Here is a 25,791-nt window from a genome sequence, read left to right as displayed (position 1 = left end):
CGAATTGAAACCGTATGATGAAGATAACCTCGATGAGTACACACCTAATGAAGGCCAAAGCCAGATTCAACCCCAAGCAGGCTCTATTGCTGCTTCTCTACTTAACCATTCTGATCAGTCTGCGCTATCTGTGGTTCAATGCCAATACGGCGTCTGAGCATCCCGAGGCACAGCAAGGTGTGCTGGATATGCGGGGCTGGGACTTCGTGAATTCCCCGTCCATCCAGCTGGATGGAGAATGGGAGTTCTATCCCGGCCAGCTCCTGGGCTATGAGGATTCCGCCCTACTTGCTGCGGCCACACCGCATGTTGTCCAGGTTCCCGGTGACTGGAGCAGCGGCTTCCCGGAAGGGGAGCAATCCTCTCTGGGCTATGGTACATACAAGCTGCGTATCCTTATAGATCCGTCACAGACCGAGCCTTACGGCTTCTGGATTCAGCGGATTCAGGCCACCTCCAGCATCGATATTAACGAGCAGAGAGAGACCAGCTTCGGGAAGCTGTCCACGGATAGCGGGGACTATATTCCTAAGGCGGTCTCTTACACCGCAGCCTACGAGAATCCGGGAAGACAGGAGATCGTTCTCCTCGTCCGGGCAGCCAACTACGACCATCCGCTGGAGGGCGGGATTGTGAGGTCGATCCGTTTCGGCTCCCAAGCAGCGGTGGATAGCGAACGGATGTATTCACTCGGCTTCCAGCTGGTGGCGTTCATGATCATGCTGCTGCATGCGCTGTATGCGGGGATTTTATTCTTTTTTAACCGGAAGCAGCGGGCGTTCCTGCTCTTCTTCCTCCTGCTGATGGCAGTAGCAACTACCATTGTAGCCGATAACGATACGATTCTCCTGCTCTGGTTCCCCATTAACTATACCTGGGCACTGAAGCTCAAAATGCTGGCCTATCCTGCGTTGTCCCTGTTCATGCTACTGCTGACGCGCAGCTTCTCTGCCAACGAGCGCCCCGGCCGTCTGTTCAAAATCTATCTGCTGGGTCTCTTGCTCTATACCGCCTATGTCCTGATCTTACCGGCACATTACGTGGTCTATGCCAGACTGTTCTTCTCCGTCTTCTACCTGCTTCCGGTAGCCGGAGTCATCTATTCTATCGGCCGGATGGTGATGCGGCAGGAGCAGGATTCCTTCTTCCTGCTGTTTGCTGCCGCCGCTATCGGCTCCAGCGTCATTGGCGGGGCCATGGAATCCAATGCCAAGGGAAGTATCCTGTATTATCCTATAGATGTCATTGCCGCAATTATTGGCTTCTCCTCCTACTGGTTCAAGCGGTACTTCCGCAATGCAGAAGAGAACCGGCTGCTCAACCAGCAACTGAAGGAGAGTGACCAGAAGAAGGACGAATTCCTGGCGAATACCTCCCATGAGCTGCGGACACCGCTGCACGGCATTATCAGCATTGCCCAGACCGTAGCCACCAAGGAACAAGCTTCGCTGGACGAACAAAGCTACAAGGATCTGGAGCTGCTCATTACAATCAGCCGCAGAATGTCCCTGATGCTGGGCGATCTGCTCGATGTGACACGCCTGCAGGAGAAGCGGATTGTGCTGCAGCGGGAGCCGCTGGCCATGGGTTCACTGGTCTCAGGCGTGCTAGGAATGTTCGAATTCATGATCGAAGGCAAACGGCTACAGCTGCGTAATGAGATTCCCGCTTCATTGCCGCCGGTCTGGGGGGATGAGAAACGGATTGTGCAGATCCTCTATAACCTGCTGCACAATGCCATCAAATACACGCAGGCCGGAACGGTCACTGTATCCGCTGCAGCCGACGGCAAGCTTGCGTGGATCAGCGTAGCCGATACCGGAGCGGGGATCGACAAGGAGACGCAGGCGCGGATCTTCTCGCCCTATGAGCAAGGCAGCAAAGGCATCATTGACGGCGGCGGCATCGGTCTCGGCTTAAGCATCAGCAAGCAGCTGACCGAGCTGCACGGCGGTGACCTTACACTAGACTCTGAGCCGGGAAAAGGGTCCGTGTTCACCTTCACTCTTCCGCTGGCCTCCTCTGCCGGGGCCTGGGAGAGCATGGATCAGGATACAGCCGCCGCCGGGCAGCCGGAGAATCCTGATCTGCAGGGACTGCTGCTTGAGGAGAGCCGGCTGCTATTACAACAGTCCGATATCCGCAATCTCACAGTCCCTATAGAGTTAACGGCTCCGCCGCAGATACAGGACGCCTCTCAGTCGGCCAAGTCTCTGATCCTGGCTGTCGATGATGATCCGGTCAATCTGAAGGTGCTCTCCAGCATGCTTTCGGCAGAGCATTATCAATTGGTCACCGCCACCAGCGCCGGGGAAGCCTTGGAGCTGCTTGGCACCGAGCCGTGGGATCTGCTGATCGCCGATGTGATGATGCCGTATATGTCCGGCTATGAATTAACACGGATCGTCCGGCAGCGCTTCTCCCTCTCGGAGCTGCCGATCCTGCTGCTCACCGCCCGCAACCAGCCGGCGGACATCTATACCGGCTTCCTGGCCGGAGCCAACGATTATGTCGCCAAGCCGGTGGACGCGCTGGAGCTGAAGTACCGGGTCCGCTCGCTGACCGGACTGAAGCAGTCCATCAACCAGAGCCTGCGGATGGAGGCAGCTTACCTGCAGGCTCAGATTCAGCCGCACTTCCTGTTCAACACGCTGAACGCGCTGATGGCGCTGAGTGAATTCGACCAGCCGAAGATGCGCGATCTCGGAGAAGCCTTCTCCTCCTACCTGCGCATCAGCTTCGATTATATGAACTCGCAGCAGCTCGTCGGATTATCCCATGAGCTGGAGCTGGTAGAATCCTATCTCTTCATTGAGAAGGCTCGCTTCGAGGAACGTCTGCAGATCGAATGGGAGGTTGATCCCGGCATCGAGCTGCTGCTTCCTCCGCTCACCCTACAGCCGCTGGTGGAGAACGCCGTCAGACATGGCCTGCTGAGCCGCAAAGCCGGAGGCAAGCTCCAGATCCGCATTCACCGCCAGAAGGGATACACCTCCTTCGAAGTGGAGGATAACGGCAAGGGCATGAGCGGGGAACAGGTGGCCCGTCTGCTCGACGACACCTTCCGGGCCCACCGCGGCATCGGCCTGCTGAACACCAATCGCCGCCTGACTCAGCTCTACGGCGAAGGCCTCGTCATCCGCAGCCAGCCCGAAGTTGGCACTACAGTATCCTTTGTGATTCCTGAGCGGAGGCGGGAGTGATCCTGTAGTTATACAGCTCAGACTTTTGACCACAACACAAAGCAGCGATTCTCCAATACCGGGAGAACCGCTGCTTTTTTGAGTTTAGATATCATTCAGTATTTCAACTGATATAACCGGTAGATCAAGGCCGCAGCCTCTGCTTTACTGGCGGTCTGGGCAGGACGGAAGCTCTGATCCCCGAAGCCTTCGAACAGATGCATACTCTTGGTCAATGCCACACTGGATGCCGCCCATTTCGATATTTTGGCTCCATCTGTGAAGGAGGCAATCAATGCTTCCGGCTGGGTAACAGCCGATTTACCGTTATACGCTGTAAGTGCACGTGCAAGCATTGTTGCAATCTCTTCACGTGTGATGGTTGCCTCAGGGTCAAAAGCTGCCGGTGATTTGCCGTTAATGATCCCGGCTGCATAAGCCGCAGCAATCTCATCCGCATAAGGATTCGTTGTCTTGATATCCTTAAACGGCAAGACCACTCCCTCACCATTCAGTCCGTAAGCTCTGGCGATCATTGCCGCGAACTGCTCGCGGGTAATCTTGTCAGATGGAGCAAATGCTCCGCCTTCGTCCAGGATTCCCTTGGTCAACAGGTAGTTGATCTCTTTCACTGCCCAGTGACTGGCAGGCACATCTGTGAATGCAGCAGCTCCAAGCATCACAGTGTACTTGCTGAAGTGTCCTCTCGGCGCAGTTACAGTTTGAGTAACAGGATCATATTTACCCCCAACCGCTTCCCAGGTAAGACTCTCCTCATTCAGGACGTACACGGTCAGATTCTCCAGATTCGCCTCCGAATATTTCGAAATATCAATGGCTGACACATCAAAGGTCACATCGATCGGCTTAGCGAAGCTCTTCACCGGCTGGCCGCCAACAGAAGCACTGAATTCCATCACTGGGATGTTAGCCAGCGGTTCTGCCTGACGGGGTTTGTTAATCACAGCATTCTGTACAACTTCTGCTGCCAGATTAATCTTCTGGCCTGCCTCAACCTTACCGAAGGTATCCGGCTCAATGGTAAATGCCGTCTGATCCATTTGAATCTTCAATCCGGCAATATCATTCTCCCGCACCAGGGTAAGAATCTCGGAGGGAAGCGTGGTGTTGAGCTTATGAATCCCTTTATCCACCGGAGGTACCTTCACCGTCAGGCTCAGCTTCAGGTCAGCAGCTGTTCCGGCCCCAAGCTTGCTTGTCAGCTCTCCAGCGACTGATGCTAATGCCTGCTTGGCCGTTTCAATATGTGCGCTGATGAATCCCGAATCCAGCTGTGAAGAGACGGCATTTCCTTCTACAGTTACATTTTCTTTGGCAATTGTAACTTCGCCAGCCTTGTTAAGCGCGGCCTGGCTGGAATGAATAACAGCATCCTTCAGCTTCTGAACCTCTTCAGCCTTGATGCCCTGCGCGTTATTCAGCACCGCAGCCGCATTATTAATAAGGGCCTGGGCAACCTCTACTGCCTTGCTGGAGCTATCCAGCTTGTTCAGTAAATAAGGCGCACTTCCTATCAATTGAGTAATTGAACTCACAATCTTCTGTTTCTCTGCGGAATCCTGAATAGTTCCCAGCAGCTGCGCTGCTGTATCCATGGCCTGAGACAGACTCTTACTGTTCTGTTCAGCTTGTGCAGGCGTATTAGCCGATTTGAGTGACTCGGCAATGCTGGACAGCGCATTCTGTGCTGCCGTGGCTTTCTCTGCTGCAGAGCCGGAAGTATTCTTCAGCAAGTCTTGCAGCTTGTCATTCTGCTGCTGAACATTCGCGTCATTCCCTGTTACCGCAGCCGGAACGGGAGCAGCCGGTGTTGCTGCAGGTCCAGGTGCTCCTGGCCCGCTTCCTCCTGGTGCCGGTGCAGGATTTGGATTCGTACCGGTGTTGCCGCCGCTACCACCATTATCGCTTCCCGGCGGGTTCGGGGCCGGATTAACCACAGTACCTCCAGACGACTCCAGGATTACTTTTTTGTCCAGGGTATAGGTCTGTCCATCAATAGTCATCGAAGCTTTGATCACATAAGTACCGTCCGTCAAAAATTTGTTATCTGCATAATTATAAGAGACCGCCATTAGCGGGTAGCCTTGTATCGTCTCTGTAGAGAGCACTTTCCCCGCTTCGTCCTGAAGCTCATAGGTAGCCTTGTCCGGGGACAGACTCTTGCTGCCTCTGCTTGATCCGCCATTGGCAACCAGAATTTGCGGCTTCTTGATTTGTCCGATGGAGTTGCCTGCCGTATCGACCAGTCCAATCTCAAGCAAGGTCGTACCTGCGGGCCGGATTAATTTTCCATTCTGCAACCCTACAATATCCAGCCCTTTCAAGGCCGGTGGCGCAATCTGGGTTAGTGTGCCTGCTTGCAGCGTTCCAGGTGCGAAATGAATATCGTACTGGTATTCGATGGCACCCTTGATTTGGTCTACAGATACTACTACATCGCCAGGGGTAACTTGTACCTGATTGGCATTGAACGCATAGCCCTGGAGTGTCGATTGGCCCGCAGTCGTATATTTAACCGCATAGATGGTCCCCGATTCAGGCGCCACCAGCGTAGCCAGCGCGGACGCACTATCATCCATCGACAAGCTATTGTCTCCTGCACCGATTACCACCTGATCATAGTATACAAAAGTGTCCGACCGGGTATGTGCCAGCATGCTGTAGGTTCCTTGAGTTGCGTAGAAATAATTCTCACCTGCAGGATTACTGTCGATCACATAAGGAATGTAATCAGCTCCTGGCAAATCCCTGCGCACTACATACAGCTCGTCTGTCGGCTGATCTAATAGAACCTTGCTGACTTCCTGAAGCTCTTGTCTTGCATCCAGCACCAGCGAATAATCCTTGCCGGGTTCTGTGTTAATGGAGCCATACATGTAGTAACCATATTTGGACTCAACTCCATTATGGCTTCTGTTGTAGCGTATGAAATCAACATCTACGGCAGAAGGAGAATCTACTACCAGGAATCCCTGTGATCCGGGAGTGCGAATGTAAGAAGAGGCGGTAGCAGAAGTTCCGTCGCTTCTTTTCACTATAGCCTGGATATTCGCATTATCGAGCGGAATCCCGCCCGCATAGTTCCCGCCTTCCGCCTTATCGAGACCCCGTACACGGATGACAGCCTGCGATTGCGGATCAATGATCGCTACGTACACACTTTTAGCTAAATAATCAGTCTTCTTAAAATACAGCTCACCTATATAAGAAGCCTTGTCAGCCGGAATGGTGAACGTTCCCTGCTCATCGGTGGTGCCAAGCACCTCCTCATAACGGCGGATCTGCACTCCTGCCACCGGTTGCCCCTGGGCACCCGTATCATGCTGGCGTACAGTAATCGTTACCTTCTGCGCCTGGTCAACGGTCAGGTATGGCTTGTCTACCAGATCCACCAGCTTGCCGTCATTGCCTCTAATCTCAATATCCAATTCGTTCTTCGGCAGAACCTTCAGCTCAGCCTCACTCAGTAAGTCCCCCTGAACATAACCATTATTTATCCAGGTGTTTGGGAATAATTGAACCTTATACGTGCCTGATTTGGCAGGCTTCCAATTCCGCATGTTGATTCGCTGCGGATTGCCTTCCTGTTCCTCAGTAGACCAATACAGAGAGTCATCCGAGATCACTGCACCGCTCTCATCTGTGATGACCAGCTTATAATTACTGCTGAGATCAAGACGATTCTCGTACTCATCTGTCACCTTCACCAGAACATCTACACTCTCGCCCAGAACTACCTGATTGCGGAGTTCAGCCTCGTCATAATAATTGGAACCCGGAACCCGGAAGCTGATTCCGGCCTTATAAGTACTGCCTCCACGGATCGTATACTCATCGTCAACCGGAGTGAAGTATGAACTCAATACAAGTTCATTCGGGTTGCTGTTAGAATCCGCACCGCCAAAAGTAGTGTTTGCCGTCAAGCGGTGAATTTCTTCACCCTTAGGTACATACAGATGATCGCCTACAGCAAGATTCATACTGATCTGGTTATAGTTATATCTTTCGTTCAGATAAGAGATGTTTATTTTACCACGTCCCATCCCCATAGCCGGTATCTGAAGTTGCAGCTTGCTGAAATCCCGGGAATGTCCATCATAGAATATTTCATGTTTTGCTTCAGTCGGCGTGATTTTATTGCGGAATAAGATATTGACGCCGGTATCACGATTTCTAGCAAGCGACGTGAATTCATATTCCTTATTCTTCTCAAGATAGATACTTTGCCCGAAAAAGAGCTTAGCACCTCTCGCATCGCCAATCTGCTTGTACCTGGTATTATCAATGAGAGAATAGTTCTCTACATATACAGGCTCACCGTCCAAGGAGGCACGGAAGCTGATCCGGCTGTAGTCACTGGCATCTTTGATGATTTCTTTGTGTAGCCCGTCTTCCGTTGCGTACAATGAAGAGGCAGGAAGCTGGAACATGTAAGCTTCACGGTCCTCAGTGGCTATATAAGCTTTATAGTCTCCAGACACCTCTCCCGTTCTGAATACCAGCACCGTATATCCCGGTACAGCAAACTGATTCACCATTCCACTGAGTCCGGAGTTAGTCAGGAACGGCTGAGTGAACAGCTTCCCCTTGGCATCCAGATAACGGACAGCCACCATATATGTACCCGCTTGCTCCCGGTCAGTTACATAGATAGGCTTAGCCTCATACTGTTCGCTTCCCTGCTTAAGCAATACGAACATTACCGGACTATTCATAGATAATTGATGATTATCCCTAAGCTGAATCTGTCCGTTCGCATCCGTGGTATAGTTGTAAGACTGATAATTCATCCATACCGCCACAGACCCATTCACAAGCGGAACACCATTATTCAGGATGGTAAGCCTTACATTCTTATCATCGCTGCGGATCTCCGATTGTGTAGCACTTTCATATGTATTGGAATCCTTAGTCATCCGTTCTACAGAGATTTCAATCCCCGTAGCTGAAGGCACCCGGATGCTCTGAGGGGGTGTCACCACCAGCCCCTGCTCGCCCGTATATTCGGCATGAAGAGAATATTCCTCACCGGCAGCCAGCCCTTCAAAAGAAAGATAATTGTACTCCATAGAAGTATACACTGCATCCAGCACAGTCAGCTTGGCTTCACTTCTCGCCTTCACCTTACTGGCTATCTCCACATCTTCTTTCATAAGTACGAACTTAACCTCATTTAGAACCTTAAGATCGCTATAAGTCACATCTACTACACTATTGACCGTAATCCTTTGTGTGCCGTCCGGGAGCCGGTCATTCGAGATTACCCCTGCTCTGAACGGGGCGGCTGATACCTCAAGCACACTTAATAACGATAATAATACGACCATAACCATGGAAACTGCCGTTCTTAATTTCTTCGAATACATATTCCATCTCCTTCTCTCCAGTTCAATCCATACACTTTAACTTATAGTTAGATTATTACTCCCTCCCCAGTTAATCCTATTCAGAAGACTCACAACAAGGATGTTACATTTTTTTCGCGAAAATGTCTATTACTTCCTTAATAGGGTCCCGGAAAGTTAACTTTACGCCGGGTTTTTGTCATATTTTGTCTGAAAAAATTCCAAAAACATATAAAAAAGACGAAGACCCCAAGGTCCCCGCCGTTTCAATTCTACTATTCCTCACAACACCAAAGCCGCCGTCTCCCGCTTCAGCCACGCCCGGTGCTCCTGATCCAGCAGCGGAGCCAGCTTATCGTACACCTCAGCATGATAATGGTTCACCCACTCCAGCTCCTCGCTGCTTAGCATAGACGGCTCAATCGCCCGGAGGTCTATCGGTAAATAACAGAGGTCTTCAAATTTAAGGAATCTTCCGAACTCCGTAGTCACATCCTCCGTAATCAGCAGCGTGTTCTCCGTACGGATCCCATGACGGCCTTCCTTATAGACTCCCGGCTCTACCGTAATAATCATCCCAGGCTCCAGGCGGACCTCATTCGGCTTGAAGCTGAACCGCTGCGGCTCTTCATGCACATTGGAGTAATAGCCCACACCATGTCCGGTTCCACACTTGTAATCGAGGCCATGGTCCCACATCGGCTTGCGGGCGAGAATATCGAGCGTAGATCCGGTGGAGCCATAGAGGAACTTGGCCGTAGAGAGCGCAATCACAGACTTCAGCACCAGTGTAAAATCTCTCTTCTCCTCATCCGTCAGCGGGCCAAGCGCCAGCGTGCGGGTGATATCCGTTGTCCCGTTCTGGAAGTGTGCGCCCGAATCCAGCAGATACAGGCCTTTGGCTTCCAGCTCTACCGGATGGTCGGCGGACGGCGAGTAGTGCATCATCGCAGCATTCGCGCCGTAAGCAGAGATACTGGAAAAGCTCAGCTCAGCGAATAACGGCTGCTGCCGCCGCAGCTCCAGCCCCCTCTGGTCTGCTTCCACCTCTGTCACCGGACGCACGGGGACGGTCTCCTGCAGCCATTTGAACAATCCTACAAGGGCAACGGCATCCTTCAAATAGACATCACGGATATTACGGATCTCCACCTCGTTCTTAATCGACTTAAGGGCCACCACAAGACCCGGCGCTTCCATAATAGAAGCGGATTCCGGGATGGCCGCCGCCAGACTATATCCGGTTTTATTCGGATCGTACAGCACCGAAGCCGCTTCCGGGAGCGCCTGCAGGAACGGCAGGATGTCCTCATACTCCTTGATCTCCACTCCATCCCGGGCCAGCGTATCCTTATCCTCCGGGGTGGCTTTATGTCCTCCGGCGAACAATTTTGCGTTATGTACCCCTACTATGGCAAAAGCAGTCACATACGGATTGAACGGAATATCCCGTCCCCGGATGTTGAACAGCCAGCACAGATCATCCAGCGCGGACAGCACATAATAATCAGCGCCCTTACGCTTCATTGCCTGCCGGACCTGCGCCAGCTTATCTACCCGGCTGAGGCCCGCATACTGTTCATCATGCAGCATTAGCGGCTCGGCCGGAATGGCCGGTCTGTCCGTCCAGATCGCCCCTACCGGGTCGAGGTCTGTAATCGCCTGAATCCCTTTCGCCGCGAACTTGGCCTGCAAACCCTTCATAGCGTTTACGGACAACGTTCTGCCGTCTACCGCCATACGTGCGCCTTGCGGCAATTGCTCAGCCAGCCATTCATCCCATTGCGGGACGCCCGGTTCAGCCATACGGAACATACGGATGCCCGAGCCCTCCAGTTCCCGCTCCGCCTGAATGTAGTACCTGCCATCCGTCCACAAGCCAGCATCCGTTAGCGTGATCACAGCCGTTCCGGCGGAACCGGTGAAGCCGGTAATCCAGCGGCGGCTTTTCCAGTGCTCCCCCTCATATTCACTGATGTGCGCATCCCCGCTTAATACCACACAGGCCGCTATCCCGCGCTCCGCCATCCATTCTCTTAGCTTATGTACTTTCTCCTTAGGTAACATATCCGCAACTCCTTCTCTTTATCTAGTCTACTGAATTATCATACACCTGCATTTCCTATAAAAAAAGATGAAGACCCTCAGGTCTCCATCGTCTCATTATCCTCTTTGCGTACCAGCTTCCGCCGCTGCTTCCCCTTCTTCACCCACAGCCGGTCCTGGTCATCCCGGTAGAATCTGATCCCGAACAAGCGTAACGGTGTCCACACTTCCCTAAAATAATAATTAGGCATGGTCCATTTCTCCCAGACTATTAATAGATTTGCTCCTAATTATAGACCGGGATACCTGGTTTGTTTGTCGCATTGTGGAAGGAGAGCCTTAAGGTTACCGCCTATTTCCCAAAATCGCCTTATCTGCGGAACCAGCGCATGATCTGCTCTAGCGAACCCTTCGCTTCAAATCAAAAACGCTCCCGATATACCGGGAACGTCGTTTGCTCTGTGTACTGACTTGAAATCATATCTTTGCTGCCCGGTAAGCATCAACCACCACCATAACCGTGCCCCATAGTTTGAATAAAAGTTTGAATGCTGATGTTTGCTACAGGCTCAGCAGTACCAACAGTTATAATAATTGCAATAGCCAGACTACAGGAAGCTAGAAGCCTGATAAATTTTCTTTTCATGTGAATCCTGCACCTCCCTAATTAGAAGTTTGTATTGCTCCTTCTCTACTTCATCTGCCAGATGCCGATGTTGTTCGAATAGATCAACACATCGGATGATATTGCTCTCATCATTGATTCTAGCAGACGATTCCAAACTTTGTAGGATGAATCTAATACCTTCTTTACGCTCATTATGTAAATAATAGGCTGCCATTTCAGCAAGGAATTGAGTGTGTTGGTCTAACATCACCTGCCGATTATAATCGCCAAATTCTGTAGAATACTTCCGGTAAGGAATATAGGCAGCAAAACGCTCCAGAATATAATCAACATTCCAGTCATAGCGGTTAGCCGACAAGATAATATTGTATAACGCTATAAATATCTCATCTGGTCGATCGGATATATATTCAACATAGTCAGAGAGCGCCTCATACTTTCCTCCCATCACCCGATAGAGCAGTCTGTTTGCGGTACCCCACTCCTGGAACTGAGCTACAGTCCGCTTAACTTCTTCATTGTTTTCTTGTATCCAGCTCCCATCCATATAGAGGGACACCCAATCTAATGCCGAATTGTAGTCTCCTAATTCCTCACACACCGTTGAACGGATAAGCTGTGCGTACAGGATATAGAAATACAGGGGTTTCTCGGTTTTTTTCTCGTTACTCTCTCTGCGATCCGACTGACGCTGGAGATTATAACGAAGAGTTGCTAATTGCAGCATCTTCTTCGCGAGTTCATCCACCTTATGCCACCGATTCATTGAACCATAGACATGACCCAAATGCTTCAACCCGTCCAATTGATCCGCTTCATCCAGCCGGTCCAGGTAACATTCGAAGAGATGCGCCGCCTGTAGATTCCGCGTCTGGTCGTCACCAATGGCGATTCGGAACAGACGGTATTGGCATATCGCGAGTCTCTCGGAATTCTGATACTTCTCACTGACACTCACATTCTTATACAGCAATTCGGCAGCTTGCCACAGCCCCTCTTGAAATAGGCCTTCAGCCACTTCGAACAGCATGGGGGCATAGACCAGATTCTCCAGCAGATTCTGAACCACCTGTTCAACGCAATCCAGACGGCCCAGCTCAGCTGAGCGCACAAGAAAAGGCCGCAGACGCCGCCAGGTGGGTGACGAGAAATAGAAACATTCATCCACGTATAAGCTGTAGAAATGATCCTCCGGCAGATCCATCGTCCGGGTGATTCGCTCCAGATGATTCATAGCAATGGGCTGGTGACCACTAAGTATCCGGCTAAGCGTTCCTGAATTAATTCCGGATTGTCCGGAGAATTGATTAATAGGCATTCCCTTCTGCGACAAATACAACGCTAATTGATCGCGAATCATCGTTCTAGTAGTAGGGACCACGCAAACACCACCTAACTGGAATCCAATATAATTTCTTTTATAGTTGTAATAATATGTCACATTATACCAATGGTCAATAACGCAGACTGCTGCAGATTAGTCTAATCCGTGAACTACAGGCAACCGGTTTGCCATGATCGCAAAAAAATAGAGACTCTAGTAGTCTCATAAGGTAAGTCCACCCTTTCGATTCAAATTCCCCATCATCACCTCTAGCTTGCTCATAATAGCATCCCGTAGACTTTGAGGCTCCATCGCTTCAATAATCGGACCATAAGAGAGAAAGTAATTTGAAAGCCAATCTCCTTCGGGCATCGATGCGATAACAGTAAAAGATCCATCTTCATGTTTTATTATTTCTTTTTCACTAAAGTCATCATATATTCTATACGCTCCAGCCGGAGAGATTTTTAACCGAATATCAATAAATTTCTGAACTTGATTATCTGTCACTTCAGCCGCAGATTCCACTGATGTCTCTTGCTCAAAAACCTCTTCAGTGATTTCAATATTAGCCATACGGGATATTTTGAATGTTCTGTATGTTCTTTTATCATAGCAATACGCTTTCAAATACCATGCCTTATCCTTAAAAATCAACTTAAGCGGCTCAACCCTGCGCAAGCTTTTCACACCTGAGGTATTAAAATATTCGAATATAATAATATGTTTGCTTATAATTGCCATTTTTAGTGCATGGAAATTTTCTTTGTTTCGTTCATCACTTCCCCAGGGTGAGAAGTCCAATTCAATCCAATTAACATCACTCTTTTTGAAAAGGCTGCTTAATCGTAAAAGAATAGTCTCAATTTCCGGATACCGCGCTGCTGATAGATTCTGCAAGGCGAGCAGTATTTCATCCTGTTCTTTTTCAGAAAGTACCGACTTATTGAGTATAAAATTGTCAAGAATGACGATTCCGCCGCCTCTGCCTTGATTCGTATAGATAGGTATGCCAGCGCTGCTTAATGTCTCAATATCGCGATATATTGTTCTAACCGATACTTCAAAACGGTCGGCAAGCTCTTTCCCCGTAGTTTCTTTTTTCTCAAGTAAGTAATAAACAATGCCGAAAAGTCTGCTGATCTGCATTAAAGCACCTCAATTCAAGTACAGTATATCGTTCTGAACACGACACCAGTGTGTCATATTTACATATTTTTTAACACAAAACCAGACGGACTGTTGTCAGGTTTTGTCCTTTATATTAAGAAGTGTACAATCGACTGCGGCGTTGTCCGCACATTATAAAGGAGAATGATGATTATGATAAACAAAATTCAATTACCCCAACCGGTTGAGGAACATTTTCATGCGACAAATACAGATGATCCCGCGGCCTTCCTTTCGATCTTTGCCGAGGATGCCGTTGTTTTTGACGCCGGCAAAGAATATCACGGGAAAACCGCTATCAAAGAGTGGAGCGACCACGACTATTTCGAAGTAGGCTTAAGACTAGAAATCATAAATGTCGTTCAAAATGCCAAGGAGATCGTTGTTACCGCAAAATCAGACGGAAATTACGACAAAACCGGACTACCGGACCCCCTCTATCTTGATTTTCATTTTACTGTGGAAGGGGATAAAATTACACGCCTGCACAATGTTCTTTCCTCTAACAGTAGGGCAATTCCTTTGCCGCAGCCTATTGCAGCCTATTATCATGCCTCAGATATCTTTGACGGTGACCTTCTCGCTAACTGCTTTGCAGAGGATGCCATATTAGTTGACAATGGAGAAGAATTTCATGGTCCCGAAGTTATCAGCAAGTTCATTGTGAAGGCAAACAGAGACGCTGCGGGTAGGACTGAAATCACCAATTGTGCGGAGAAAAATGACGAAACGGTTGTCACCGCCACCATTTCAGGTAATTTCAAAGGCAGTCCAATTCCACTGGATTTCCGCTTCACGCTTAATAACGGGAAAATCAAAGCCTTGAATATCGTAGTGTCAGGTGTATAAAGAGGATGGTGGAGAATTTAATTAAGGTAAATCAAGATAAAGAGCAGGTTATCGAAAAGATAACCTGCTGCATATGAACGTCGTCTATGTCTTCTTTGTTAGAATCCTGTTTTTATATCCGGCAACTTCCGGACAGGCAATCCCGCCAGCTTCGCTTGCGTTATGATTCAGCAGAAACACCTAGTAGTCTCATAAGGTCTCTGTCGTCCTGGTATCACAATTGCAAAGCTGCTGCCTCTACTGTTCCCCCTGCTTCACCCACTGCGGAACCAGCGCTTAATCTGCTCCAGCGAACCCTTCGCTTCCGGGCCATTATAGCCGAAGGCATTGCCAATCATCTTAATATATTCGTTAAAAGTCGTCTCCCGGCTATACCGGTCACTCCACCACGCCTTAGAATTATAGCCCGAGTCCGCCCCGATATAAGTCAGCTCAATCCCCGACTTCTTATACACATGATCGAAAATAAACTTCACCCGCCGCATGTGAAAATCCGACGACACCACAATCGCCGACTTGAAGCCATGCTGCTTCATGATCGGAAGTGTAAACAGGGCGTTCTGGTAGGTGCTCTCGGCAGCATCTTCCGTCAGAATAGCGGATTCCGGGATGCCCAAGGAAAGGGCTGTTTCACGCATGTCACCTGCGGGGCCGGTGATCTCTTTAGCGTTAGACAGCAGGAGCTGCGGCGCGTAGCCTTCTTTATACAGCTTAACCCCTTGCTCCACCCGCCCTCCCCCGCCGCTGAGGATGATGATGATGTCTGATTGCTTCGGAGTCTGGGATAGGGGAAGGAAGCGTCCAACAAAAAAGGAGATAGTAAATATAAATGTTAGGCATAAGAATAAAATAATTTTTCTTTTTCTTAATTTAATTCTCATGTTTGTCACATTAAAATCTCCAATTAAAATCACATTTTTCTCCAAACCATTTTATTAACTATGCCTGTATAACTCTGTATAATTTTCACTACCTTTACACTTACATTTTCGTCGTTATAGTCTGGTGTCGTAATGCCTAAGTCACCATTTGCATACATGGAAACAGCAAGTTCTACAGACTGCAATACCTGTTCAGTAGTTATACTTCCAATGATAAAATTCCCCTTATCCATAGACTCCGGTCTTTCGGTGCTGGTACGAACAGAGACTGCCGGGAATTTAAAATAGGAGGCTTCCTCAGGTATTGTTCCACTATCCGACACTACACAAAATGCATTCATTTGCAAATTATTATAGTCAGAAAACCCAAAAGGAGTTAAACTCCTCACATTAGGATGGAATTTAAAATTTCTTTGATCAATAAATTTAGCACTCCGAGGATGAGTACTGTATATAACGGGCATATCATAGTTATCAGCCATAGCGTTGACCGCATTCATCAGTGCTAGGAAGTTGTCTTCATTATCTATATTCTCTTCACGATGTGCAGATAGCAATATATATTTTTGTTTATCTAAACCCAAATCCGTTAGTATATTACTACTCTTTATCTTGTTAATATTAGCAGTTAAGACTTCTGACATAGGTGATCCAGTTACGTAAGTACGTTCTTTAGCAACGCCCTCATAGTTTAAATAACGGCGTGCATGCTCACTGTAACATAAATTCACATCTGCAATATGATCGACAATCCGTCTATTGGTTTCTTCGGGTAAGTTCTCATCATAGCACCTATTACCAGCCTCCATGTGAAAGATAGGAATTTTCAATCTTTTGGCTGATATTGCTGATAAAGCAGAATTTGTATCACCTAGAATCAAAAGCGCATCTGGTTTAACTTCTGAAAGCACCTTATAGCTCTTTGAGATAATATTGCCAATTGTCTCTCCTAAGTCACTACCCACTGCACTAAGGTAATAATCTGGCTCTCTCAACCCCAAATCTTTAAAGAAAATCTGATTAAGAGAGTAGTCATAATTCTGTCCTGTATGAACAAGAATATGGTCAAAATACATATCGCACTTTTTAATCACTTCAGAAAGACGAATAATCTCTGGTCTTGTTCCAAGAATGGTCATTAATTTAAGTTTACTCATTTAAACCTCCACGAAATAGGTATCTGGATTCTCTGGATCAAAAGATTCATTAGCCCACATTATAGTCACCATATCCGTGTCACCTAAATTTTCGATATTATGGGTATACCCAACAGGAACATCAACAACCTCTAGTACTTCTCCACTAACGTGATATTCAATAATTTCACTAAAACCAATTTTCCTGAATCTTATGACACCATTTCCACTTACAACTAGAAATTTCTCATTCTTTGTATGATGCCAATGGTTTCCCTTTGTTATCCCTGGCTTTGAAATGTTCACAGAGACTTGTCCTCTTTCTGGAGTTTTAATAAACTCAGTGAAAGATCCTCTATGGTCTACATTCATTTTTAAGGGGTAGCTGAATTTTTCTGTAGGTAAATAACTTAAGTAAGTACTATATAACTTTTTAGAGAAGAGATCAGACATATTAGGAATTGCTCGTTCTTCACGACTATTCTTGAACGAATATATTAGATCCACAATTTCTCCAAGAGTTGTAGAATGAACTACTGGAACTTCACAAAAATCACTAAGTTTGTTTTCATTTCCCTGAAGAGCTCGAATAAGTTCCTTAACCAGATCATCTATATAAACTAGATTCATAACGACACTACGATTATTTACATTAATCGGCAAATCATAAGCAATGTTATGACAGAATGTTGCTACAGCGCTGTTATAGTTAGGTTTACACCATTTCCCAAATACATTTGGAAAACGATAAATCAAAACCTTTGCCCCGGTCTCAGCAGCATAATGAAACATAAGATCTTCACCAGCTTTTTTACTCTTTCCATAAGCATTATCGAGGTTTGCCTGAGTTGAAGAAGCAATCATAATAGGACAGGTATTGTTATGACCACTTAATGTTTTTAATAACATTGAGGTAAATTCAAAGTTTCCCTCCATAAATTCTGACTGTTCCTTAGGACGATTTACCCCAGCAAGATGAAATACAAAATCTGCTTCTTTGCAGTATGTATTCAACAGTTCGGGTTCAGTATCTTTGTCACATTCCATAATATCAGCATACTTATCATTAATTAGTTCAGCGATAAGATTTTTACCAATAAATCCTCTCGCACCTGTTACCAATATCTTCATAATTGATTCCAGCCTTTTAGTTCATTAGTTACATATTCTAATTCCAGTAATTTTCTCTTTATCTGTTCTATATTTAGTCTTTCAGTATTATGGGAATTATACTCTTCTTCAGAAGATAATTTTTGATCTCCTTCAATAAAGTACTTATCATAATTAAGATCCCTATGATCTGCAGGAATTTTATAGAATCCCCCCATATCTACGGCTACTGCATATTCTTCTCTAGTTAATAAGGTCTCATATAGCTTTTCTCCATGACGTGTACCAATCACTTTTATATCTTGTTGAACATCAAACAGTTCTCTTACCGCTTGGGCTAAATCTCCTACTGTAGATGCTGGAGATTTTTGTACCATAATATCTCCTGCCTGAGCATTATGAAAAGCAAATATTACAAGCTCAACTGCATCTGCGAGATTCATTAGAAATCTAGTCATATTAGGATCAGTCACTGTTAATGGTTGCCCATTTTTTATTTGATCTACAAACAGGGGAATAACAGAACCTCGTGATGCCATAACATTCCCATAGCGTGTACCACAAATCAAGGTCTTATTAGGATCAATAGTTTTTGCCTTTGCAACATATACTTTTTCCATCATTGCCTTAGAAATCCCCATAGCGTTAATTGGATAGGCTGCTTTATCAGTAGACAAACAAATTACTTTTTTCACTCCACATTCTATAGCAGCTGTTAGTACATTATCTGTTCCTAGTACATTTGTCTTCACAGCTTCAAGAGGGAAAAACTCACAAGAGGGGACTTGTTTAAGTGCAGCTGCATGAAAGATGTAATCTACTCCATACATCGCATTCTTAATAGACTGTAAATCCCTAACGTCACCAATATAAAACTTCACTTTATCATTTTTATAAAGCTTCCTCATATCGTCTTGCTTCTTCTCGTCACGAGAGAATATGCGAATTTCCCCGATATCTGTACTGAGGAATCTATTGAGTACAGCATTTCCAAATGATCCAGTTCCACCTGTGATTAATAAAATCTTATTCTTAAACATTATCTAATACCTCATTTTTATTATTTTTGAAAAATTTATCTAACCAAATTGGCTGTATAACACAATATAAACTCATAGATATAATGTTTGCTATAACTACACCAATCCAAGAATTTAATGCATCAACAAGGATCCACGAAATAGGTATTTTGATGATCGCTCCTAAAGTAAAAAAAACGGCTTGTGTTTTTAATTCACCGATTCCGTTTGCAATACTCGATAATACTGAATTCCATATAAAAACACTTCCGGAAATCGCAAAAATAATAGCATATGTATAATTCACCTGAATCGCACTATCTTTAAGCCAAATATTAATACCGAACTGTAAAAATGGTATCATGATAAATTCAGATAGCACTGCTATTATTGCCATTAAATTTAAAACTTTATAAAGCTTCTTAATCCAACTAAATTTTCTCTCAGTATATGCCTTTGTTACAGCAGACCAAATAGGGGTTATTGCTAATGTGAAAACAACGCCAATCAAAGTGAATAATTTGTTATAAATTTGGTACTCTACAACCATTTCTGGAGCAGATAAACTCGTAATTAAGAATTCATTAGTTGTTGTTATAATCATATACATGATTTGAACCCAAAAGAAAACCCCACCGAGTTTCATAACCTCTTCAGCATATTTTCTTTCAAAAAAATGAAAGCTAGGTTTACTATTTTTTAATTTCTTGGAGAAGACTATTACCGTTGTCACTAACAACGGTATATTAACTGCTAGAACATTGACAATAGATAAGGAAATCAAGTTGGATGCTATGTTAGTAGATTCCGAAGATAAAACATACACTAATGTAATAATACTAGTTAATAAACTCAGCAAATTATTCAGTGCAGATTTTTGCATCGCATAAAGTATTGATGTTATTAACTTAAATAAAAATTGAAGCATTATTCCAGAAAACACAATACTTACAGAAAGATAGAGGGTATTTTTCGAAACTACACTTATTGGTATATTAAAAATAGAATTCCAATCAATGAATCTAAATGCAACTATTGATGCAAATATTGATGTTAGAACCATCACTCCGATAATAATGTATGCAGATGATATATATTTTTTAGCTGCTAAGTGATCTTTTTGAGCTAATACAGGCACTAAATGATTTCTGAGACCATTTCCAATACCTAAATCGAATGTAAGAATCCATGATAAAACAGATAATATAGTGAACCAAAGACCCAAAATTTGCTGACTATTAAAATAGTTTAAATATGCTGGTATCGTATATAATGAAATAATTATTGCTCCGCCTTTGACTAATAAAGCACCTATGGTATTGTACAATATTGTTTTATTACTTTCATTAGATTTTAATATATACTTATTTAACGCTTTAAACGGCTTAATCATTATTTTAGACTCCTAGCATATCCTTTATGTTCCCTACGAATTCTTTATTAAGTCTATTAAGATAATTGAAACTATCATACGTATCATCTAAATTTATGGATTTCACAGCTTCAGCAATAGACTCAGGTGCATCTACTGTATAATAATAAATAATTTCTCCTATCTTGGATTTTTCAACACACTCAATGTTACTTGAAATTACTCTTAAACCTACACTCATGTATGATAGTATTTTAGACGGAAAACTGTATCTTAAATATTCACCAGTCGCAGTTTGTGTACTCAATCCGATGTCACACTCCGATAAATATTCTATGTATTCACGCCCTTTTTTTTCTCCATCATACTTAATTTCACAATCCGTGATTTTATTTAACCTCTCTATCTCTTGTTTTAGTTTAATTATATTTTCTTTATCCCCGAAACCTATGACCTTAATAATGTAAGATGAATTTAAATATTCCGCTACTTTTATAGCGTTAAAGGCTCCAGATTTAACGGAGTCAATTATTCCCGCATAAACTATCGAAACCTTATCATTTTCTTTACCCTTAGTGACTTCTTGGACGTTATAATTCCCATAAATTATAATGCTGTCTTTGTTTAAATGAGAATATGATTCTTTCATTAAATCCGTAGATAATATATGATAATCGGCATAACAGATCATTTTTTTTTCAAGCCATTCAAAGAAAAACGGTTGTTTAATAACAACACAATACTCTTCTTCTATTTCTAATATAAGCTTAAAACCTTTTATACGCTTCGCACAATATAAGGGAAAATCTATCATAAGAGAGTGGTAAGCGATAATTTTCTCTCCACGTTTAACATTAAATACAAGGTAAAAGAAAAGCCATGTCCATGACCAAATGATTCTCATTATTTTCATTATTCTAATATTTGCTCCAAAAGTAGATCCAAGTATTAACTCAATTCCCTCACTTAAATTAGAGGTTCTTTTTTTATACCAACCTTCTTTATTAGCCGTCCAAGACGGTGAAATAATCTGGACATTATATCCTGCTTTAACAATTGATTCTGAAATATAATCCATTTTATTAACTGCTGCTAAACTAATACTTCTTTTCTCATCAATGAATTCTGAGCTATCATAAAAACCTATATATTTAATCGTTTTCTTGAAATTCATTCTTACCCTCCTTTATTCTAGGACGGGATATTGTATAAAATATAATTATAAAAATTATACCATTATCAATAAATCTTTCATTGTTTATACTTATCATCATTCCTAAAAATAGTAATATTCTCGAATAAATAGGTGCATTAATATTAAATATGAATTTTGAAAAGAGAATAAAATACATACCCCCATAGAATAATCCATAAAAGGCGAAATTAGTAAATATAGTATTCGTATTGTGAGCTGTGTATTGAGATAAATACTTCGCACCACCTTCCCAAACACCAGCCTCGTATCCCCAGCCTACAATTGGTTTTTCAAACCACGCCCATAAATATGCAGAAAAAGATCCAGCACGAGAGTTAAGTGACGCCCCGCCAGATAACTTTACAAACAAACCATCTATAATAAAGGTGAATTTTGGAAACCAAATATAACAGCCTACCGAAATCAAAGAAAGAACTAAAACAACCCACCTAATATTTCCTTTATACACTTTCCTTTCTTTTTTCTGAATAACAAAAGCCAAAATTATCAAAAAACCTACTAATATACCCGCAGTAGAAAAAGTTGTTATTAAAGTAATAATAAGAATAGTAATTCGTAATGTTTTATGTTTATAATCTTTTATAAACCATAGTTCAAAAATAAGCGCTATGTTAATATAAAACTGAAAAACACCCGGTTCTGAAAATACAGAATAGTTTCTATACTGCATCCCACCGTACTGAGGAACATATATGAAAGAAAGACCTGCATCTAAAAACCTCATGCTCAACATTTCATGTGTAAATGAAGGTAGTATCCCGTTAAAAAAATCAACAAAAGTAATTATTGTATAAGTACTAATTAGAGAATATAAACAAAGCATCATCATAGCTTTAGTATAGTAACTAATAAATTCATCATATGATATCATTTGTGTAAATAAGAACATGGTAAATATCACAAAAGCAAGAAGCATAGAGAATGCTAATGAATCCTCGGTCAAAAGTTTGTTTGAGAGGAGTATAGTCATGAATCCGAGAGCCATTATAAGTTGGATGTTATTAAATTTCAGTTTTTTTTTTTGAAAAAAAAGTATTCCTACGATAATTAACTCAATAATAATTACTTGAAAATGACTTAGTTTATAATAACTAATATAAGTTTGTGGTTCTATCACTATAAGTATCAAAACCAAAATAACATTCAACCAATATTTCCTTGCAGATAGTGTAAGTTTATTGTTCTCTAAAGTATACATCGAAATACCCCTTAAGCATTTTTTCTTTAGAATAGAATTCCCCCGCCATTCTCGCTAATGCAACTGTCAATTCACTTTTTCGAGTTATCCATTGTCTTACGAGTTTTTCCAAAGAATTAATATCACCATATTCCACAAAATCACTAAAATCTGGTAGTGCAATGGTTTCTGGAGCGCCTGCCTTAAAACCAACTATCGGTGTTCCACAAGATAAAGATTCGGCGCATATCATCGAAAACGTCTCGCGTTCACTTGTCAAAACTGTCAAATCTGCCATAGAATAGTATGCAGCTAACTCTTTCTGGTTATTGATGCGCCCCACATTAATGACATTATTCGGAACAGCTATTGTCAAATCCCTACTACCTATAATAATAATCTTTATATTATCTTTAATTAATCGTTCGGCAAGATCGACAATATGTCGCCCTCCCTTAACATCGTCTTCACGCAAGCTAAAACTTGCAGTAACAAATAGTATTAATTTTTCGTCGTTTAATCTATGTTTTTCTCTTAAATATTGAAATTGTGTAGGATAGAAGATTTGCTCCGTATCAATCCCATTTCCAATAACTTTAAAATTATGTGCTTCCATAATTGGGGACTTTTTGGCCCTATTCTCCAGCCAATGAGAGACGGAGACAATTTGTAGATTATTAAATCCTTCAAATCCACGTCTCATCTTTTCCCATGCACTATGGGTACGATCAAAAAGGTAAGATTTTGTAGCACTCCGTAGTTGCGGACAATTTCCACAACCTGTCATCCACTTGTTACATTCGTAAGCATAACCACAACTTCCAGTATGCATAAACTCTGCATGGAGTGTCAAAACGGTCTTTATATTATTTCGTTTCAGAAAATTCAACAGATTATATATATTCACAAAATAACCATTAATACAGTGTAAATGTACTATATCCGGATTTTCTCTTTTTATACACTTTATTAATTTATTAGTCGCAAACAGTGCCCCATTATATTGAAGCCCAGTGATTCGTGCCCTCAGTGCATTAAATTTCGCTAAAATTTCACTTGAAGTTTTATAAACATTCGGCTCGTTCACTCTAAGACCACGACCATAACAAATGATAGATTCCATGCCATTTTCCTGTATTCCTCTATGAATATCATACATAATTTTCCCTGTACTACCGTTATTGTATACGCAATTCACCTGTAGGATTTTCATTTGAAGCCACTTACTTTCGCAACTGTATCATTAACGATTCTTTTGATATATTCCGCATTGTCTCTCGCGTTATGCCTTTTACTTACTATTTTCTGAGCAGTATCAATATAACTTTGGCGTAATTCTTTATCATTTATCAACCTTACAAGAGATCCCTTCAAATCAATCTTATCAGTAACAACTAAAGCTCCATTATTTCCTTTTAGATATTCAGTACAAGCTATGTCTTCAGGTGCATAGACAAAAAAACATGTACCGCTCGCTAAACAGTCCGCAATTTTTGTTGAGAACGCATGTTTTAAATCCCACTTACTAAACTCAGAAAAGTTTTCTGCATGTACTAGTAAATCACTGTCTTGCATAATTCGAACAACCTCATCATACGATACTAACCCTTTATAACGAATACCAGCACAAGTGTTAAACGCTGAATTAACAAGTTCATTTGGAATTTTCCCATAAACATGAAGGTATAAATTAGGACTAATCTCTTGCAAAGTGTTAGCTATCTCAATTAAAGATTCATGTCTTCCTATACCTAAATTGCCTAAATAACAAATAATAGGTGGATCATTATCCTCTTTATCTTTTAGTAAAGGTACCATACTAGTTGCTGTCATTAAAACAGTACTTTCGTGCCTAAACTGCTTATTATAAGTATCCTGCAGTTTATCGCAAATATAAATAGTATGCGATGCATAATCCAGCAAAGTTTCAAAATTTTTCTTATATTGATAACGATAATAATGATAAAGAGGAGAAATTGTTTTTTTATTTTTAAAATAGTAATCCTCACTATTGTATAAAACCACTGGTATTTTACGTTCCTTCGCTATACTCATAGCAATTTTAATCATAAATGAAAAATCACCAATCTGTAGTAATAATACATCAGGATTGAATTCATTTATCCAATCTATAAACCGCTTACTTATCCATCTCTTGGAATCCCATATTAGATTTCTTGCTATATAATTAACCGAAGTTTTTTTACGGTGCCGCCTATATATTTTATTAAGTAATGCCTCACTATTTTCATCCTGCTTAAATAAAGTTTCATTTCTAACGATTCTTCCTGCTTCGCTACCCTTATAGAACGCTTTTAAAGCTTCCGTATCAGTTACACGAAAGTAGTTTTCACAAACAGACGAATCAGGAATTTCATTAAAAATAAAAAATTGAGCTATCGCTTCTTTAGGCCAATTAACAAAAAAATTCCCAAGTGTTCTACCATTAGAACCTGACGTAGAGAAACAGTTATGTGAAATAACAAGTACTTTGGGGTAAGTTTTAATATCATTCATTTTACATTCTCCTTGTTTTGTCAACACCTTGAAGCATTAATTTATATGCTTCTCTCGCCGTCTTTACATTATTAAAACTGGTATGATGTCTAATTACATATTGTAAACACAAGAGTTTCTTCAATCGCTTAGAAAGAGAAGCGTACAATACGCCTTTATCTATAAAATATTTATCGGTATATCCTTTAAACCAAGTTGACTCTTCTTGACTGACATACCCAATTACTGATGGATTTGTATATATTGTCAAACCTTTTCTAATACATTCCGCAATAAAAAGACTGTCTTCTCCTGAACTATACATTGCTCCACCACCAAACAATAGCGAAAAGTAGATATTTGCTTGTCTCAATTTATTTGTTCTAACAGCGATTCTAACAGCTCCATATTTCAAACATTCGAACCATCTTACACGACTATGTTTTTTTATTTCAAACATTGGTCTCTCTAAATTCGTACTTACCACATTAAATATTATGATATCTGCTCTAGGATTTTCTTCAAACGCTCTAACTATAATATTTTTATAATCATCAACGTATTTGACATCTTCGTCTGAGAATAAACAAATGTCAGCAGATGCGCGCATAAGAGCATTGTTTCTACTAAGGCCTATTCCACGTTCATCATATGAAATAAACTTAATATCAAAACCACAATATTGAAAATTTTCAACTTCGTTTCGATTACACTGATTAATAATGATTGAATCAGATGAGATATTCATTTTTTCGAGTAGACTATGATCTACCTGATGCATTGTCGAAACAAGTACTTGTAAATCCATAGCTTACACCT

Annotated in this window: 17 protein-coding genes; 2 read left to right on the top strand and 15 right to left on the bottom strand. The window is 42.8% G+C overall.

Annotation, left to right across the window (positions count from 1 at the left end):
• Positions 1-32: 32 nt before the first annotated feature.
• Positions 33-3,203 carry a hybrid sensor histidine kinase/response regulator gene (locus tag NSS64_RS03345; RefSeq protein ID WP_341139212.1) on the top strand — a complete coding sequence of 1,057 codons (3,171 nt, stop codon included), beginning with the start codon at positions 33-35 and terminating at the stop codon, positions 3,201-3,203.
• 95 nt (positions 3,204-3,298) lie between these two features.
• On the opposite strand, the gene NSS64_RS03340 is transcribed toward NSS64_RS03345, so the two are convergent.
• The 5 genes from NSS64_RS03340 to NSS64_RS03320 form a co-directional block, all read right to left on the bottom strand.
• The gene (locus NSS64_RS03340) at positions 3,299-8,569 is read right to left on the bottom strand and encodes an S-layer homology domain-containing protein (RefSeq protein ID WP_341139211.1); all 5,271 of its coding nucleotides are present in this window, start codon (positions 8,567-8,569) and stop codon (positions 3,299-3,301) included.
• Positions 8,570-8,830: 261 nt separating this feature from the next.
• A complete protein-coding gene (locus NSS64_RS03335; protein WP_341139210.1) occupies positions 8,831-10,615 on the bottom strand; it encodes an aminopeptidase P family protein in 1,785 nt (594 codons plus the stop codon).
• Between the two features lie 77 nt (positions 10,616-10,692).
• A complete protein-coding gene (locus NSS64_RS03330) occupies positions 10,693-10,845 on the bottom strand; it encodes a hypothetical protein (RefSeq protein WP_155991469.1) in 153 nt (50 codons plus the stop codon).
• Positions 10,846-11,202: 357 nt separating this feature from the next.
• Complete coding sequence (locus NSS64_RS03325) at positions 11,203-12,603, bottom strand: helix-turn-helix domain-containing protein (RefSeq protein ID WP_341139209.1); 1,401 nt, start codon at positions 12,601-12,603, stop codon at positions 11,203-11,205.
• 165 nt (positions 12,604-12,768) lie between these two features.
• Positions 12,769-13,695 (bottom strand): helix-turn-helix transcriptional regulator, encoded by a 927-nt coding sequence (locus tag NSS64_RS03320; RefSeq protein WP_341139208.1) that lies wholly within the window; start codon positions 13,693-13,695, stop codon positions 12,769-12,771.
• Positions 13,696-13,869: 174 nt separating this feature from the next.
• On the opposite strand from NSS64_RS03320, the gene NSS64_RS03315 reads away from it, so the two are divergent.
• Entirely contained in the window at positions 13,870-14,565 is a 696-nt protein-coding gene (locus NSS64_RS03315; RefSeq protein ID WP_341139207.1) for a nuclear transport factor 2 family protein, read from the top strand.
• A 254-nt stretch (positions 14,566-14,819) separates the two neighbouring features.
• Here NSS64_RS03315 and NSS64_RS03310 read toward each other — a convergent pair whose 3' ends face one another.
• The 10 genes from NSS64_RS03310 to NSS64_RS03265 are packed head-to-tail and all read right to left on the bottom strand — an operon-like array spanning position 14,820 to position 25,780.
• Complete coding sequence (locus tag NSS64_RS03310; protein WP_341142751.1) at positions 14,820-15,446, bottom strand: YdcF family protein; 627 nt, start codon at positions 15,444-15,446, stop codon at positions 14,820-14,822.
• 29 nt (positions 15,447-15,475) lie between these two features.
• Positions 15,476-16,603 carry a non-hydrolyzing UDP-N-acetylglucosamine 2-epimerase gene (gene wecB / locus NSS64_RS03305; protein WP_341139206.1) on the bottom strand — a complete coding sequence of 376 codons (1,128 nt, stop codon included), beginning with the start codon at positions 16,601-16,603 and terminating at the stop codon, positions 15,476-15,478.
• Positions 16,604-17,713, bottom strand: coding sequence for a capsular polysaccharide biosynthesis protein CapF (locus NSS64_RS03300; protein WP_341139205.1), 1,110 nt, complete (start codon positions 17,711-17,713; stop codon positions 16,604-16,606).
• A complete protein-coding gene (locus NSS64_RS03295; RefSeq protein WP_341139204.1) occupies positions 17,710-18,732 on the bottom strand; it encodes a polysaccharide biosynthesis protein in 1,023 nt (340 codons plus the stop codon). The genes NSS64_RS03300 and NSS64_RS03295 overlap by 4 nt, the downstream gene beginning before the upstream one ends.
• Complete coding sequence (locus NSS64_RS03290) at positions 18,725-20,104, bottom strand: lipopolysaccharide biosynthesis protein (protein WP_341139203.1); 1,380 nt, start codon at positions 20,102-20,104, stop codon at positions 18,725-18,727. The genes NSS64_RS03295 and NSS64_RS03290 overlap by 8 nt, the downstream gene beginning before the upstream one ends.
• 4 nt (positions 20,105-20,108) lie before the next feature.
• Positions 20,109-21,257, bottom strand: a complete 1,149-nt coding sequence (locus tag NSS64_RS03285) for a hypothetical protein (protein ID WP_341139202.1) — start codon at positions 21,255-21,257, stop codon at positions 20,109-20,111.
• Positions 21,235-22,497, bottom strand: a complete 1,263-nt coding sequence (locus tag NSS64_RS03280; RefSeq protein WP_341139201.1) for a hypothetical protein — start codon at positions 22,495-22,497, stop codon at positions 21,235-21,237. Before NSS64_RS03280 ends, NSS64_RS03285 begins: the two co-directional genes overlap by 23 nt.
• Entirely contained in the window at positions 22,475-23,689 is a 1,215-nt protein-coding gene (locus tag NSS64_RS03275) for a glycosyltransferase (protein ID WP_341139200.1), read from the bottom strand. The genes NSS64_RS03280 and NSS64_RS03275 overlap by 23 nt, the downstream gene beginning before the upstream one ends.
• Positions 23,686-24,993 (bottom strand): glycosyltransferase family protein, encoded by a 1,308-nt coding sequence (locus tag NSS64_RS03270; RefSeq protein WP_341139199.1) that lies wholly within the window; start codon positions 24,991-24,993, stop codon positions 23,686-23,688. The genes NSS64_RS03275 and NSS64_RS03270 overlap by 4 nt, the downstream gene beginning before the upstream one ends.
• Position 24,994: 1 nt before the next feature.
• Positions 24,995-25,780, bottom strand: coding sequence for a glycosyltransferase (locus NSS64_RS03265; protein ID WP_341139198.1), 786 nt, complete (start codon positions 25,778-25,780; stop codon positions 24,995-24,997).
• Positions 25,781-25,791 lie beyond the last annotated feature (11 nt).

Origin of the sequence: Paenibacillus sp. FSL H8-0122 (assembly GCF_038005345.1) — a bacterium.
Lineage (GTDB): Bacteria > Bacillota > Bacilli > Paenibacillales > Paenibacillaceae > Paenibacillus_AQ.
Note: the sequence above shows the minus strand (reverse complement) of the source record. Positions and strands in the feature narration are given on the sequence as shown.

What these genes read in the sequence shown, in the direction of transcription:
- NSS64_RS03345 (WP_341139212.1), top strand. Translation starts at nt 33, where the DNA reads ATGAGTACACACCTAATGAAGGCCAAAGCCAGATTCAACCCCAAGCAG.
- NSS64_RS03340 (WP_341139211.1), bottom strand. Translation starts at nt 8,569, where the DNA reads ATGTATTCGAAGAAATTAAGAACGGCAGTTTCCATGGTTATGGTCGTA.
- NSS64_RS03335 (WP_341139210.1), bottom strand. Translation starts at nt 10,615, where the DNA reads ATGTTACCTAAGGAGAAAGTACATAAGCTAAGAGAATGGATGGCGGAG.
- NSS64_RS03330 (WP_155991469.1), bottom strand. Translation starts at nt 10,845, where the DNA reads ATGCCTAATTATTATTTTAGGGAAGTGTGGACACCGTTACGCTTGTTC.
- NSS64_RS03320 (WP_341139208.1), bottom strand. Translation starts at nt 13,695, where the DNA reads ATGCAGATCAGCAGACTTTTCGGCATTGTTTATTACTTACTTGAGAAA.
- NSS64_RS03315 (WP_341139207.1), top strand. Translation starts at nt 13,870, where the DNA reads ATGATAAACAAAATTCAATTACCCCAACCGGTTGAGGAACATTTTCAT.
- NSS64_RS03310 (WP_341142751.1), bottom strand. Translation starts at nt 15,446, where the DNA reads ATGAGAATTAAATTAAGAAAAAGAAAAATTATTTTATTCTTATGCCTA.
- wecB (WP_341139206.1), bottom strand. Translation starts at nt 16,603, where the DNA reads ATGAGTAAACTTAAATTAATGACCATTCTTGGAACAAGACCAGAGATT.
- NSS64_RS03300 (WP_341139205.1), bottom strand. Translation starts at nt 17,713, where the DNA reads ATGAAGATATTGGTAACAGGTGCGAGAGGATTTATTGGTAAAAATCTT.
- NSS64_RS03295 (WP_341139204.1), bottom strand. Translation starts at nt 18,732, where the DNA reads ATGTTTAAGAATAAGATTTTATTAATCACAGGTGGAACTGGATCATTT.
- NSS64_RS03290 (WP_341139203.1), bottom strand. Translation starts at nt 20,104, where the DNA reads ATGATTAAGCCGTTTAAAGCGTTAAATAAGTATATATTAAAATCTAAT.
- NSS64_RS03285 (WP_341139202.1), bottom strand. Translation starts at nt 21,257, where the DNA reads ATGAATTTCAAGAAAACGATTAAATATATAGGTTTTTATGATAGCTCA.
- NSS64_RS03280 (WP_341139201.1), bottom strand. Translation starts at nt 22,497, where the DNA reads ATGTATACTTTAGAGAACAATAAACTTACACTATCTGCAAGGAAATAT.
- NSS64_RS03275 (WP_341139200.1), bottom strand. Translation starts at nt 23,689, where the DNA reads ATGAAAATCCTACAGGTGAATTGCGTATACAATAACGGTAGTACAGGG.
- NSS64_RS03270 (WP_341139199.1), bottom strand. Translation starts at nt 24,993, where the DNA reads ATGAATGATATTAAAACTTACCCCAAAGTACTTGTTATTTCACATAAC.
- NSS64_RS03265 (WP_341139198.1), bottom strand. Translation starts at nt 25,780, where the DNA reads ATGGATTTACAAGTACTTGTTTCGACAATGCATCAGGTAGATCATAGT.